This is a genomic window from Blastococcus sp. SYSU DS0617 (genome assembly GCF_054051075.1).
Map to the genome: position 1 here is coordinate 48,882 of NZ_JBJHAO010000017.1, position 13,152 is coordinate 62,033.

A 13,152-nucleotide genomic window follows, 5' to 3' on the forward strand; every position below is an offset into this window, starting at 1 on the left:
GATGGTCTCGGGAGGGGAGACCGCCGGTCGGGACGGAACTCAGCGGCGGGTGGCACCGCCGGGGCCGCGGGGATCGGCCTGGTCGGGGGTCCCGTCCGGCTCGGCGGCGTGCCGGCCGGCGGTCGTGCCACCGTGGCCGGCGGTCGCACCGTCGCCGGAGACCAGGTCGGGGGCTGCCTTCCGGGCTCGGGCCCGGAGCTCCTCGGCGGCCGTGCGGTCCTCGTCGGCCCGGGCGGCGAGCTCCCGCGCCTCCTTCTCCGCCAGCGCGGCGCGCTCCTGCACCTCGGCCAGCTCGCGGCGGGCGCGGGCCGCCTGCTCCTCCGCCAGCGCCTGTTCCCTGTCCGCACGGGCGGAACGGACCTGCGCCTCCTGCAGCTGCTCGCGTGCCTGCTCGCGCTGGCGGGCGGTGGAGATGCGGGAGCGCTTGCTCAGGTAGAGGGCCAGCACCGCGATCACCGCCAGGACGACGACGACGAGCACGACGACGAGCCAGGTGTCCACGGTGCGCCTCCCTCGGTCGGGCCGAGGATGCCCGCAGGTCAGCGGCGGGAAACGCGTCCCACGGTCAGTCGCGCGGGGCTCACTTCAGGGCGCTGCCGGCCTGCCACTGTCCCCACGGGATGGCCCAGTCGTAGATGTCGCCGTCCGTCCGCGACAGCATCGGGCCCTCGGAGTTCTTGATCTCGACGATGTCGCCGGGCTGGGAGAAGTCGAAGAACCAGGCCGCCCGCTCCGTGGACAGGTTGATGCAGCCGTGCGAGACGTTCCGGTGCCCTTGGTCGGCCACCGACCACGGGGCGGCGTGCACGAACTCGCCGTTGTTGGACAGCCGGACCGCGTACTCGACCGGCGTCCGGTAGCCGTTCGGGCTGTCGACCGGGACGCCGTAGGTGCTGGAGTCCATGACCCGGTTGCGGTTGAGCTCGGTGACCACGTGCGGGCCGTTGCGGCTGGGGAACTCCGGGCCGCCGGCGCTCATCGGGAAGGTCTGGACCAGCTCGTCGCCGTCGTAGACCTCCATGGTGTGCGTGGCGGCGTCCGCGACCGAGACGTGCCGGTCGCCGATGGAGAAATCGATGGTGCGGTTCTTCTCGCCCCAGACGCCGTCACCGAAGTCGACGCCGTAGAGCTGGGCGTCCAGGGTGACCTCGATGTTCGCCGGCCAGTACTGCGACGGGCGGAAGTGCACCTCGCTGTCGCTGAGCCAGTTCCAGACGCCGTCGGTGGGGGTGGAGCTCGTGACCACGAGGTTGCTCTCGACGGCGGCCTTGTCGGCGACCGGGTCGTCGAAGTAGACCCGGATGGGCATGCCCACGCCGACCGTCGTGCCGTCCAGCGGACCGATCCCCGGCGTGGAGAGGGTCTCCGGGGTGACGGTCGTGAACGTCGTGGAGACCTCGGTCTCGTTGTCGGCCTCGTTGGTCGCCGTCGCGGTGAGCGTGTAGCTGGTGCCGTAGGCCAGCGGGGTCTCCGGCGCCCATACCTCGGGGCCGGTGTCGTCCTGCGCCTCGGCGAGAGCGCCTTCGACGGGAGCGCCCGCGCCATCCACCACGGTCACGTCGGCGAGCTCGCCGTCGATGACGGAGATCTCCAGCGGGGTCAGCGGCGCGACGTCGACCGCGCCGTCGGACGGCGCGACGGTGACCTTCGCCGGAGGGACCCCGGCGGCCGAGCCGCTCGATCCGCTCGATCCCTCGTCCCCACTGCACCCGGCCAGGAACACCAGCGTTCCTGCGGCCAGGACGGCCGCTGCTCGTCGCACCTCGCGACTCCTCTCCCCTACCGGCGCCGCTCGACGGACGCCGGACCCACCAGTGTCCACGTCGGGACGACACCTGGGCCGCGACGTGCGGGAACGCACGTGCGATCGGGCGGGGCCGGAGTGTGGCGAGGCCCTCCCCGCCACCCGCACCAGGCGGCGGACGGCGCTGGTATCGTTCTCCCTCGTTGCCCGGCCAGCCGGGCGACACGCGCCATTAGCTCAATTGGCAGAGCAGCTGACTCTTAATCAGCGGGTTCGGGGTTCGAGTCCCTGATGGCGCACTCTGCAAGATCCTGACCAGCGGCGATGTCTACGGACGTCGCCGCTTCGTCGTTCCCAGGGGAGTCGATCCCCCACGCGCTCCCCACGTCGGCCGCTGGGGCACCTCGGCTCCCCGCGACATGTCGCCCTTCCGGCCAGGTGGGACCGAGCCCTCATCACCGGGTGGCTTGACCCACGTGATCAGCAGTGAGCGCGAGCGGAAGCCCTGCCTCGGCCGACCTGCAGCCCGGCCATCATCTGGGCATGCAGACTCCGCCCGTCGCTGTGACCGCGGGCACCGACCTCGAGCTTCGGCTGCTCGATGAGGACGACGCCGAGGCACTCCAACGCGCAATCGACGAGAGCCGGGACCACCTCGCACCGTTCATGCCGTTCGCCACGACCGACCCCGCGGACCTTGCATTCCGGCGGTCGTGGATCGGACAGTGCCGGGAGGCGTTCTTCACGGGGCAACGGTTCCAGTACGGGATCATTCGCGCCGGCGAGGTGATCGGCGGGTGCAGCATCGATCCTGTCGATGACCGCACGGCATCCATCGGTTTCTGGGTACACGCAGAGCACGTCCGTCAGGGAATTGCTTCGGCGGTGGCAGCTGCTCTCACGCAGGCTGCCCTCGAGGCCGGATGCGAGATCGTCCGCATCCGCCACGACCGAGCGAACGCGGCCAGCGGGTCGATCGCCGCACGCCTGGGTTACGAGCGCATCGGCGAAGAGCCGCACTCGATCGACGCACCGGGCCACACGGGCACCAGCGTCGTGTGGACCCTCGCCCGCACTGTCTGACGCCGGGCGAAGCGGACGGACCACAACGCCGCAGCCCCTCCGGGTCGGCTGCGGTGACTCACGCGCTGGACTTCCCGGCCCGGAGCCGGCGTCCCATGCGGCCGATCCGGTAACCGGTCACCGCGATGTTCACGGTGAGCAGCACAAGCCAGGCCACCCGCCAGTGCTGGCTCTCTTCATTCGCGGAGATGACGATGAAGAGGGTCGTCGAGACGAGCAGCCAGCCGATCTCGCCCGCCAACCGCCATGTCGCTGCCCGTCCGGTCATGGGCGAAGGATGGCCCAGCTCCGCTCGGAGGACCAGCAGGCGCACCCGATCAGCCACTCGTGGACAGGACAGTCCCTCCGACAGGTGGCCCGGGAAGGTCGGCACCGGGGTCAGGGTTGTCCGGGCATGAGCAGCACGCCGGGCCCGCGCGACGTCGACGTCGTCGTCATCGGGGCCGGTCAGGCCGGGCTGTCCACGGCGTACGGGCTGCTCCGCCAGGGGTTCGAGCCGCACACCGGCTTCGTCGTCCTGGACGCCGACGACGCGCCGGGCGGCGCGTGGCAGCACCGCTGGCCCTCGCTCACCCTCACCACCACGCACCGGGTGCACGACCTGCCCGGCCTGCCGTTCACCCCGGACGACGACACGGCGCCGGCCGTCGAGTCGGTGCCCGCCTACTTCGCCGAGTACGAGCGCTCCTTCGACCTGCCGGTGATCCGGCCGGTGCGGGTCACCGCCGTCCGCCGCACCGACGACGACCGCTTCCGCGTCGAGACCGACGCCGGCACGTGGACCGCCCGGGCCGTGGTCAACGCCACCGGCACCTGGACCCGGCCGTTCGTCCCGCGCTACCCCGGCCAGGAGACCTTCCGCGGCCGGCAGCTGCACACCGTCGACTACCGCACGCCCGAGGAGTTCCGCGGGCGGCACGTCGTCGTCGTGGGCGGCGGCGCCTCGGCCACCCAGCTGCTCGGTGAGATCAGCCGGGTCACCTCCACGACCTGGGTCACCCGGCGCGAGCCGGTGTGGCGCGACGGCGTCTTCGACGAGGACGCCGGCCGCGCGGTGGTGGCCCAGGTCGAGCAGGCGGTGCGCGAGGGCCGCCGCCCCGGCAGCGTCGTCGGCCTCACCGGGCTGCTCACCTCCACGCCCTACATCCGCGACGGCCTCGACCGCGGCGTGCTGCAGCGCCGGCCGATGTTCGACCGCATCACCCCGGACGGCGTCGAGTGGGCGGACGGGACGTCGATCCACGCCGACGTAATCCTGTGGGCCACCGGATTTCGCGCCGCCGTCGGGCACCTCGCCCCCCTGCAGCTGCGGGCACCGGGCGGCGGCATCCGGATGGACGGGACCCAGGTCGCCGGTGAGCCGCGCATCCACCTGGTCGGCTACGGCCCGTCGGCCAGCACGATCGGGGCGAACCGCGCCGGGCAGTCGGCCGCCCGGCAGCTGCGCCGACTGCTCCGCCCCGGCCTGGCCCGCATCGCCTAGGCGCTCCGGAGGACGGCCGGCGTCAACGTGCCGGAACGACACGACGATCTCATGACGAACGCCGAAGGCCCTGGAGCGACGGTCCGTCCCGCTGCAAGGCTGTCGCCCGGACGATGACGTCGATCCCAGGAGGCCGTGGTGCACACCTGGTCCACCCGATACGTCCCGCGAGCCGCGGCCTTCGCCGTGCTGCTCGTGGCGGCCCTGCTCTCCGGTGTGCTGACCGCACCTTCCGTGCGGGCGACCAACGACTGCCCACCGCCCATCAGGCAGGTCCTCGACCAGACCCCGGCGACCCACACCCGCAACGTCGCACTCACCTTCGACGACGGGCCCTCCCCGCGCTGGACGCCCCAGGTGCTCGACATCCTGGCGGCGCGGGGCATCCACGCGACGTTCTTCGTGCTGGGCCGGCACGTGGACGACCACCCGGAGCTGGTGCGGCGGATCGTCGCCGAGGGTCACACCATCGGCAACCACACCGACACCCACGCGGACCTCGACACGCTCTCGCGCGAGGCGCAGGCCGCCCAGATGGACCGCGCCTCGGCGGCGATCTACGCGGCGGCGGGGGTCCGGCCCTGCTTCTTCCGCGGACCCGGGGGCTCGCACCACAGCAACTCGGTGAAGGACCTCGCGTGGGCCCGCGGGATGACCATCGCCGACTGGTCCAACGACACCCGCGACTGGGCCGCCCCCTCGAGCCCCAGCCCCTCGTACCAGGACACGATCGTGCAGCGGGCGACCAACCCGGTGTACGCGCACCCGATCGTGCTGCTGCACGACGGGCCGCCCACCAACTACCGGCAGAACACCGTCGACGCCCTGAACCGGATCATCGACTCCTACGCCTCCCGCGGCTACGCCTTCACCGACCCGGCCGGCCGGGCCTTCACCAACAGCCGGATCCAGATGCACTACAACGCGCTGGGCGGTCCGGCGAGCATCCTGGGCAGCCCCGTCACCGAGGAGCGCACGACGCCGGACGGCCGGGGCGCCTTCACCTACTACGAGAACGGCTCCATCTACTGGTCGCCCCAGACCGGCGCACACGTGGTGCGGGGCGCGATCCTCGGCACCTGGTCCGCCCTGGGCTGGGAGCGGTCCGAGGTCGGCTACCCGACCACCGACGAGCTGCCCACCCCGCGCAAGCCGGGCGCCTTCAACCACTTCGAGACGGGGTCGGTCTACTGGTCTCCCGCGACCGGTGCGCACGAGGTCCGCGGAGCCGTCCGGGAGGTGTGGAGCCGACTCGGCTGGGAGAACTCCCGGCTGGGCTTCCCCACCACGAACGAGCGGCCCACCCCGACCAAGACGGGCGCCTTCAACCACTTCCAGAACGGGTCGATCTACTGGTCGCCGTCGACCGGTGCGCACGAGGTGCGCGGCGCCATCCACGGCCGGTGGGCGGAGCTGGGCTGGGAGAACGGCTTCCTCGGCTTCCCGACCACGGACGAGCTGCCCACCCCGACCAAGCCCGGCGCTTACAACCACTTCCAGGGCGGGTCGATCTACTGGTCGCCGTCGACCGGCGCGCACGAGGTCCACGGCGCCATCCGCGCCCGATGGGCGGAGCTGGGCTGGGAGAACTCCGCGCTCGGCTTCCCGACCAGCGACGAGTACAGCATCGACGGCGGCCGGCGGTCGGACTTCCAGGACGGCTCCATCACCTGGACGCCGGCCGGCGGAACGGTGGTGCAGACGGGCGGGTGAGCACCGCCTGAGCGCACCCCCCGGGGGTTGCCCTGGTCGGCCGGTCGGGGCCGGTTCAGGGTCCGATCAGGGCGCTCCCCGATGTGCCGAGGAGCCTCGCGCCGCGAGGCTCCTCGGCATGACTCCACGGATCCAGACCAGCGGGGCGCGGCCATGATCAGCGTCTCGGGCCTCACCAAGAAGTACGGCGACAAGACCGCCGTCGACAGCGTCACCTTCACCGTCGCCCCGGGCCGGGTGACCGGCTTCCTCGGCCCCAACGGCGCCGGCAAGTCGACGACGATGCGCATGGTGCTCGGCCTGGACCGGCCGACCGCAGGCAGCGTGACCGTCAACGGCCGCCGCTACCGCGACTCCCCCGCGCCGCTGCGCGAGGTCGGTGCCCTGCTCGAGGCCCGGGCCCTGCACCCCGGCCGCTCCGCCCGCGACCACCTGCGCTGGCTGGCCGCCAGCAACCGCATCCCGGTCGCCCGGGTGGACGAGGTCATCGGCCTGGTGGGCCTGGAGGCGGTGGCCGGCACCCGCGTCGGCAAGTTCTCCCTCGGCATGGGTCAGCGGCTGGGCATCGCGGTGGCCCTCCTCGGCGACCCGCCCGTCGTCGTCCTCGACGAGCCGGTCAACGGCCTGGACCCGGAGGGCATCCGCTGGGTGCGCACCCTGGCCCGGCAGCTGGCGGCCGAGGGGCGCACGGTCTTCGTCTCCAGCCACCTGATGTCGGAGATGGCGCTGACCGCCGACCACCTGGTCGTCATCGGCCGCGGCCGGATCCTCGCCGACTGCTCGATGCCCGACTTCATCGCCGAGCACGCCACTTCCTACGTCCGCATCCGCACGCCCCAGCAGGGCCAGGTCACCGACCTGCTGCGCGGTGCCGGCGCCGAGGTCGCGCCCGTCGGCGACGAACTGCACGTCCAGGGGCTCGGCGCCGCGGCCGTCGGCGAGCTGGTCGGCGACAAGGGGCTGTACCTGCACGAACTGACCCTGGTGCGCTCCTCGCTCGAGGACGCCTTCATGACCCTGACCGCCGCGAGCGTCGAGTACTCGGCCGCCGTGCAGACCCCGGCTGGAGCCTCCCGATGACCGTCACCGCCACCAGCAGCACCGTCGTGCTGGACCCGCGCCGCAACGTGCCCGGCACCCGCCCGGGCTTCGGCTCCACGCTGCGCGCGGAGTGGATCAAGTTCTGGTCGGTGCGCTCGACCGCGTGGTCGGTCGTGATGCTCTTCGTGCTGGGAGTCGGGCTGACCGCGCTGATCTGCGCGGCCAATGCCGAGTGGCTGGCCAGCGCCGAGGCCGACGAGTCCCCCGGCTCGTTCATCACCTTCGGCATGACGTTCGCGCAGGTCACCGCCATCGTGCTGGGGACGCTGACGGTCACCAGCGAGTACGGCACCGGGATGATCCGGGCGACGCTGGCCGCGACGCCCCGGCGCGGAGCGGTGCTGGCCGCCAAGGCCGTCGTCCTCTGCGGAACGCTGTTCGTCGCCGGCACGGTCACCGCCTTCGCCGGCTACTTCGCCGGCAACTGGTTCTTCACCAACGAGGGCATCGGCATCACGCTCGGCGAGGAGAACGTGCTGCGGGCCATGTTCGGCAGCGGCCTGTACATGGCCGGGCTCGGACTGCTGGCCGCGGCCGTCGGGCTGCTCGTCCGGCACACCGCGGCGGCGCTCTCGATCGTGCTGGGCGTCGTCTTCGTCGTGGGCAACATGGTGATGCTGCTGCCCGGTGCGTGGGGCGAGTGGACCACCAAGCTCATGCCCGGCAACGCCGGGTCCTCCGTGGCGGTGCCGCGCCCGTTCAACCCGGACCTGCTCGACGCCTGGACGGGCTTCGCGGTGTTCAGCGCCGAGGTCGCCGTGCTGCTCCTGCTCGGCTACCTGGTCTTCCAGCGCCGCGACGCCTGACCCGCCCGGCCTTCCACCCGTCTCCGACCCACCTGTCCCCCGGCCGCCCCGGCCGGGGGACAGTGGTGTCGTGACGTCTCCTGATCCGGCCGCCGAGGGCCGCCGCCGCGCCGACGAGTTCCTGCTCCTGCTGGCCGCGGAGGACCCGGCGGCCGCCGATGCCCTGCTCGGAGAGCTCACCGACGTGCGTGAGCTGGCCTACCTCGGCGCCGGCCTGACCGCGATCGCCCGCACCGAGGGCCGCGCGCTCCCCACCGCGCAGCGGGCACAGGCCAGCACCCGGCAGGTGGCCATCGCCCAGCAGCGCGACCGCGCCCGCGGCGACGTCGAGGGGCTGCGCGCCTGGCTGCGCCGGTCGGGCGAGGAGATCCTCTTCATCCGCTCCCTGCACGCCGCCGCGGCGCGCTACCGGAGCTGAGCCCGCCCGCGGATGGGACGCGCCGCCGCGGCCGCCACGGGCAGCAGCGTGACGAGGGCCGCGGCCACCACGACGTAGGTCCAGTCCAGGCCGATGCCGGCGGCCAGCACACCGAGGGCCAGGGCACCGGTCGCCGTCCCGGCGTCGAAGGACGCGTTCCACATCGCGCTCGCCGCGGTCGTCCCGGACTCGCCGGCGCGGATGAAGGACGACAGCAGCGTCAGGTTCTGCACGGCGCCGAAGCCCATGCCGAACACCGCGGCGCCGATCAGCACCCACGCATCCCCGGCGACCAGTCCTGCGGCCACGGCGACCAGTCCGACCGCCGCCAGCACGACGGCGAGCGGCAGCAGCAGCCGGACACCCACCCGGTCGGCGAGCATGCCCGCCCGCCAGCGGGTCACCGCGCCGGTCGCGCCGAAGAGCAGCAGGGCCACCGTGACCAGCACGCCGTCGGGACGCTCGATGGGCAGGAAGGTCACCACCCCGCCACCGGCCATCGTCACCGCGAACAGCACCAGCGAGGGGGCCAGGGCCGCCAGCACCGCAGCCCGGTTGGTCCCGGCCGCTCCCGGCAGGGCCTGGGGGCCCACCGAGCGCATCAGCAGGGGCACCAGGGGGATGCCCAGCAGCGGCGAGGCCCCGAGCCAGGACAGCCAGGCCACGGAGTCGCCCAGCACGAGCGCCACCCCGCCGGGCACCGCGACCATGTTGGGGATCGCGATCGCCAGGCCGTACAGGCCGATGGACTCCCCGCGCCGGTCCGGTGGGGCGACCTGCGCGGACAACGTCGCACCCAGCACGGTGAGGACGGCGAAGCCCGCGCCCCGGACCGCCGAGAGCGCGCTGATCCAGCCCACGCCGTCGTCGAGCACGTAGAGCGGCGACGGAACCCCCATGGCCACCAGCCCGACGACGAGCACCGGCCCCACACCGAACCGGGCGGTGAGCGCCGGGATCGTCGCCTGCACGGCGATGGTGACGACCAGGAAGACGGCGGTGACGACCCCCGCGGTGCTCTCCGCGGCGCCACCCTGCACCGCGTACACCGGCAGCGAGGCCAGCGTCAGGCAGTAGCTCGCGAAACCGAGGAACGTCACCCCGATCAGGGCCTGCATCCCGCGCGACCGCCACAGCGACGTCCGCTCCCGCACTCCTGCCTCGCTCACCTGTAGAGCATGACCGGCGCGCTGCCCCCGCCGCGCACGGGTAGGCATGAGCCGTGCCACTGCTGACGGTGGGCCACGGCCCACGCGACCGCGCCGAGCTCGGTGCCGCCCTCGCCGACGCGGGGATCGCCGTGCTGGTCGACGTGCGCCGCTTCCCCGGCAGCCGGGTCAACCCGGACGTGCGCCGCGAGGCGCTCGAGCAGTGGCTGCCCGCGCAGGGCATTGACTACCGGTGGGACGCGCGGCTCGGCGGCCGCCGGAGCCTGCCCAAGGACGCTCCCGTCGAGGACGGCTGGTGGACCGTCGCCCAGTTCGCCGCGTACGCCGCGCACACCCGGACGCCGGAGTTCGCCGCCGGGCTGGACGACGTGCTCGCCGTCGCCCGGACCGCGACGGTCGCGGTGATGTGCAGCGAGAGCGTGTGGTGGCGGTGCCACCGGCGACTGATCGCCGACGTCGCCGTGCTCGGGCGGGGCGAAGCGGTCACCCACCTGATGCCCGACGGCCGGCTCGCCCCGCACCGCCCGTCCGCGGGGGCCGTCGTGGGGAGCGGCGGAGCGGTGACCTGGCCGGCCACTGCGGGCTGAGGGGCTCCTCACGCCGGGAGTCCCGCCCCAGCGCGCCGATACCGCCGGTGGGCACCTACCCTCGACCCGATGGCTGCGGGGAACCACGATGCGCTCCGGGACGACCGCGGCACGGACGACGTGCTGCGCCTGCTCCGGACGGGCACCGCCGCCGAGCACGAGGACGTCGAGCGCACCCTCGACCTGCTCGACCCGTCGCTGAGCCGGCACCGCCTCGCCCAGGTGCTGGACGCGATGCACGGCTTCTGGTGCGCGGCCGAGGCCGGTCTCGACGAGTGGGCGGTCCGCTGTCCGGACGACGCGGAGCGGGTCGAGTGGGCACGCCGGCGTCGCGCGTCCCTCTTCGCGGCCGACCTGCGCGGCCTGGGAGCGCGGGCGTCGGACCGGTTCCCGCTGCTCCCGCCGGTCCTGGGCACGGACGAGGCCCTGGGCCGGATGTACGTGCTCGAGGGGTCGACGCTCGGCGGGGTCTTCATCGACCGGCACCTGGCCGCGCTGCCCGAACTGGCCGGCGTCACGATCCGCGCCTTCTCCCCCTACGGCAGCGAGACCGGCGCGATGTGGGCGGCGTTCCGCCGGACCACCCGCCTCCGGATCACCGAGGGCGGCGACGCACGCGCGATGCTCGAGTCGGCGCGCACGACGTTCGCGGCGCTGGCCGGCTGGTGCCGGCCCACCGCGATGACCGGCCTCCCGGCATGACCCGGGACCCGGAGATCGACTTCCTGGCACCAGGGACCCCGGTCGATCTCGACAACTGCGAGCGCGAGCCCATCCACGTGCCGGGCAGCATCCAGCCGCGCGGGGTGCTCCTCGCCGTCAGCGACCCCCACCACGTGGTCGAGCAGGCGTCGGAGAACCTCGAGCAGCTGACCGGCGTGCCCTGGCAGGAGGCGCTGGGTCGCCCGCTGGCCGACGTCCTCGGCGCAGCCGCCGCGGGCGCCGTGATCCGTTCCGCGAGCGCCTTCGGCGACCTGCGCGAGCGCAACCCGGTCGAGGTCACCCTGGAGGTCCGCGGCCAGCAGGTGCCCGTCGACGCCCTGCTGCACCGGGCGATCGTCGAGGGCGAGCGGCCCCGCGGCCGGGGCGCGGCGACCGGCGGCACGCCGAGCACCAGCCTCGTGGTGGAGCTGGAGCCGGCGCGCGGACCGCGGCCGTTCTCCTTCCCGAACACCTACCAGGCGGTGCGCGGGACGATCGCCGACCTCAACCGGGCTTCGTCGCTCCAGGAGCTGTACGACATCACCGCCCAGGCGGTGCGCGGCCTCACCGGCTTCGACCGGGTGATGGTCTACCGCTACGACGCCGACTACAACGGCGAGGTGGTGGCCGAGGCCAGAGCGGAATCCCTCAACTCCTTCGTCGGACTGCACTACCCGGCGTCCGACATCCCCGCCCAGGCCCGGGCCCTGTACGAGAAGAACTGGATCCGGCTGATCTCCGACGTGGACTACGTGCCCTCGCCGGTCCGGCCGACCGACCACCCGGCCAGCGGGCGGCCGCTGGACATGACCTTCTCCACCCTGCGCAGCGTCTCCCCGATCCACGTCGAGTACCTCCACAACATGGGCGTCCGCGCCTCGATGTCCATCTCGCTGCTGCGCGACGACAAGCTCTGGGGCCTCATCGCCTGCCACCACTACAGCGGCCCGCACGCCCCGCCGTACGCCACCCGCGCCGCGGCGGAGTTCCTCGGTTCGACGCTCTCGCTGCGCCTGGTGGACCGCGCCCAGGAGGACGAGGTGCGCCGCGGCCTCCGGGTGCGCTCGACGCTGACCTCCTTGACCGCGGCCTCGCTGGACGAGGACCGCACCCTCACCGACACCCTGCTCGGCTCCCCCAGCCTGCTCGATCTGCTGCCCGCTGACGGCGTCGTCGTCCGCCTCCAGGGGCAGACGCGCGGGGCCGGGAGCGAGATCCCCCTCGAGATCGCCGAGGCGGTCGCCGCCTGGGCCGCGGCCCGGGAGGACGACGTCGTCGCCACCGAGTCGCTGCACCGGGACGCGCCGCAGCTGGGCGCACCCCAGGAGCTGGCCTGCGGCGCGCTCGTGCTGCCGCTGCCGGAGGGGCAGTTCGTGCTGTGGCTCCGCGGCGAGTCGGTGCGGCACATCGACTGGGGCGGCGATCCGCACAACAAGGCCATCGCGGAGCGTGAGGGCGACGGGATCCGGCTCAGCCCGCGCAAGTCCTTCGAGCGCTGGCGCGAGTCGGTGCGCGGGCGGTCGGAGCCGTGGACGCCGGAGGAGGTGGCCGAGGCCACCGAGCTGCGCACCCATCTGCTGGAGGCGCTCTACGCCCGGTCGCGCAGCGTCGTGCGCGCCGCGGAGACGCTGCAGCGGAGCCTGCTCACCGATCCGGTGCAGCCGGCCGGTCTCGAGCTCGCCGTCCGCTACGTGCCGGCCGCCCGCGAGGCGCAGGTGGGCGGCGACTGGTACGACGTCTTCGACCAGCCCGACGGCTCGACGATCCTGGTCATCGGCGACGTGGCCGGCCACGACACCCACGCGGCGGCCACCATGGGCCAGCTGCGCGGCCTGCTCCGCGGAATCGCCTACTCCGGCGGCGCCGGTCCGGCCGGGGTGCTCGGCCAGCTCGACGCAGCGATCGAGGGGCTCGACCTCGGCGCCCTGGCCACCGTGCTGGTCGGCCGGCTCGAGCGACCCGAGGGGGCCGCCGGCGCCACCCTGCTGCGCTGGGCGAGCGCCGGGCACCTGCCCCCGCTGCTCCGCGGTCCCGACGGTCGCGTGCAGGTGCTCGACCCGCCCCGGCCCGGCCTGCTCCTCGGCGTCGACGCCTCGCGGCCGCGCACCGAGCAGCAGGTGCTGCTCGAGCCCGGCAGCACGCTGCTGCTCTACACCGACGGGCTCGTCGAGCGCCGCGACCAGGTCTTCGACGACGGCGTGGATCTGCTCGCCGAGGCGCTGGCCGAGCTGGGGAACCGCCCGGTCGCCGAGTTGTGCGACGCCCTGCTCGGACGGCTGCTGCCCGACGGCGCCGAGGACGACGTCGCGCTCGTCGCGGCCTGCGTCCGCCCGTGCCGGCCCTAGC

At 73.6% G+C, this 13,152-nt stretch carries 13 protein-coding genes and 1 tRNA gene; 10 read left to right on the plus strand and 4 right to left on the minus strand.

Features of this window, described 5'->3' with window-relative positions; genetic code table 11:
• Positions 1 to 39 precede the first annotated feature (39 nt).
• Both ACI793_RS16625 and ACI793_RS16630 read right to left on the minus strand, forming a co-directional pair.
• Entirely contained in the window at positions 40 to 501 is a 462-nt protein-coding gene (locus tag ACI793_RS16625) for a hypothetical protein (protein WP_456607482.1), read from the minus strand.
• 79 nt (positions 502 to 580) lie between these two features.
• The gene (locus ACI793_RS16630) at positions 581 to 1,762 is read right to left on the minus strand and encodes a L,D-transpeptidase (protein ID WP_456607483.1); all 1,182 of its coding nucleotides are present in this window, start codon (positions 1,760 to 1,762) and stop codon (positions 581 to 583) included.
• Positions 1,763 to 1,970: 208 nt separating this feature from the next.
• On the opposite strand from ACI793_RS16630, the gene ACI793_RS16635 reads away from it, so the two are divergent.
• Positions 1,971 to 2,043, plus strand: a tRNA-Lys gene (locus ACI793_RS16635).
• 244 nt (positions 2,044 to 2,287) lie between these two features.
• Positions 2,288 to 2,827: a GNAT family N-acetyltransferase gene (locus ACI793_RS16640; protein ID WP_456607484.1), complete on the plus strand. Its 540-nt coding sequence runs from the start codon at positions 2,288 to 2,290 to the stop codon at positions 2,825 to 2,827.
• A gap of 58 nt (positions 2,828 to 2,885) precedes the next feature.
• Here ACI793_RS16640 and ACI793_RS16645 read toward each other — a convergent pair whose 3' ends face one another.
• Positions 2,886 to 3,095, minus strand: a complete 210-nt coding sequence (locus tag ACI793_RS16645; protein ID WP_456607485.1) for a hypothetical protein — start codon at positions 3,093 to 3,095, stop codon at positions 2,886 to 2,888.
• Between the two features lie 126 nt (positions 3,096 to 3,221).
• Here ACI793_RS16645 and ACI793_RS16650 point away from each other — a divergent pair, with 126 nt between their 5' ends.
• The 5 genes from ACI793_RS16650 to ACI793_RS16670 all read left to right on the plus strand — a co-directional run bounded on the left by ACI793_RS16650 (position 3,222) and on the right by ACI793_RS16670 (position 8,348).
• Positions 3,222 to 4,310 carry an NAD(P)-binding domain-containing protein gene (locus ACI793_RS16650; RefSeq protein ID WP_456607486.1) on the plus strand — a complete coding sequence of 363 codons (1,089 nt, stop codon included), beginning with the start codon at positions 3,222 to 3,224 and terminating at the stop codon, positions 4,308 to 4,310.
• 138 nt (positions 4,311 to 4,448) lie between these two features.
• Entirely contained in the window at positions 4,449 to 6,023 is a 1,575-nt protein-coding gene (locus ACI793_RS16655; protein ID WP_456607487.1) for a polysaccharide deacetylase family protein, read from the plus strand.
• Between the two features lie 153 nt (positions 6,024 to 6,176).
• On the plus strand, positions 6,177 to 7,103 hold the full coding sequence (locus ACI793_RS16660; RefSeq protein ID WP_456607488.1) for an ABC transporter ATP-binding protein: 927 nt from the start codon (positions 6,177 to 6,179) through the stop codon (positions 7,101 to 7,103).
• Entirely contained in the window at positions 7,100 to 7,930 is an 831-nt protein-coding gene (locus ACI793_RS16665) for an ABC transporter permease subunit (protein ID WP_456607489.1), read from the plus strand. The genes ACI793_RS16660 and ACI793_RS16665 overlap by 4 nt, the downstream gene beginning before the upstream one ends.
• A gap of 70 nt (positions 7,931 to 8,000) precedes the next feature.
• Positions 8,001 to 8,348, plus strand: coding sequence for a hypothetical protein (locus tag ACI793_RS16670; protein ID WP_456607490.1), 348 nt, complete (start codon positions 8,001 to 8,003; stop codon positions 8,346 to 8,348).
• On the opposite strand, the gene ACI793_RS16675 is transcribed toward ACI793_RS16670, so the two are convergent.
• The gene (locus ACI793_RS16675; RefSeq protein WP_456607491.1) at positions 8,336 to 9,517 is read right to left on the minus strand and encodes an MFS transporter; all 1,182 of its coding nucleotides are present in this window, start codon (positions 9,515 to 9,517) and stop codon (positions 8,336 to 8,338) included. The two genes, ACI793_RS16670 and ACI793_RS16675, sit on opposite strands and share 13 nt — an antisense overlap.
• Before the next feature lie 53 nt (positions 9,518 to 9,570).
• On the opposite strand from ACI793_RS16675, the gene ACI793_RS16680 reads away from it, so the two are divergent.
• From ACI793_RS16680 to ACI793_RS16690, 3 genes are all read left to right on the plus strand, one after another.
• Entirely contained in the window at positions 9,571 to 10,104 is a 534-nt protein-coding gene (locus tag ACI793_RS16680; RefSeq protein ID WP_456607492.1) for a DUF488 domain-containing protein, read from the plus strand.
• Positions 10,105 to 10,173: 69 nt separating this feature from the next.
• Positions 10,174 to 10,806, plus strand: a complete 633-nt coding sequence (locus ACI793_RS16685) for a biliverdin-producing heme oxygenase (RefSeq protein WP_456607493.1) — start codon at positions 10,174 to 10,176, stop codon at positions 10,804 to 10,806.
• Positions 10,803 to 13,151: a SpoIIE family protein phosphatase gene (locus ACI793_RS16690; protein WP_456607494.1), complete on the plus strand. Its 2,349-nt coding sequence runs from the start codon at positions 10,803 to 10,805 to the stop codon at positions 13,149 to 13,151. The genes ACI793_RS16685 and ACI793_RS16690 overlap by 4 nt, the downstream gene beginning before the upstream one ends.
• Position 13,152 lies beyond the last annotated feature (1 nt).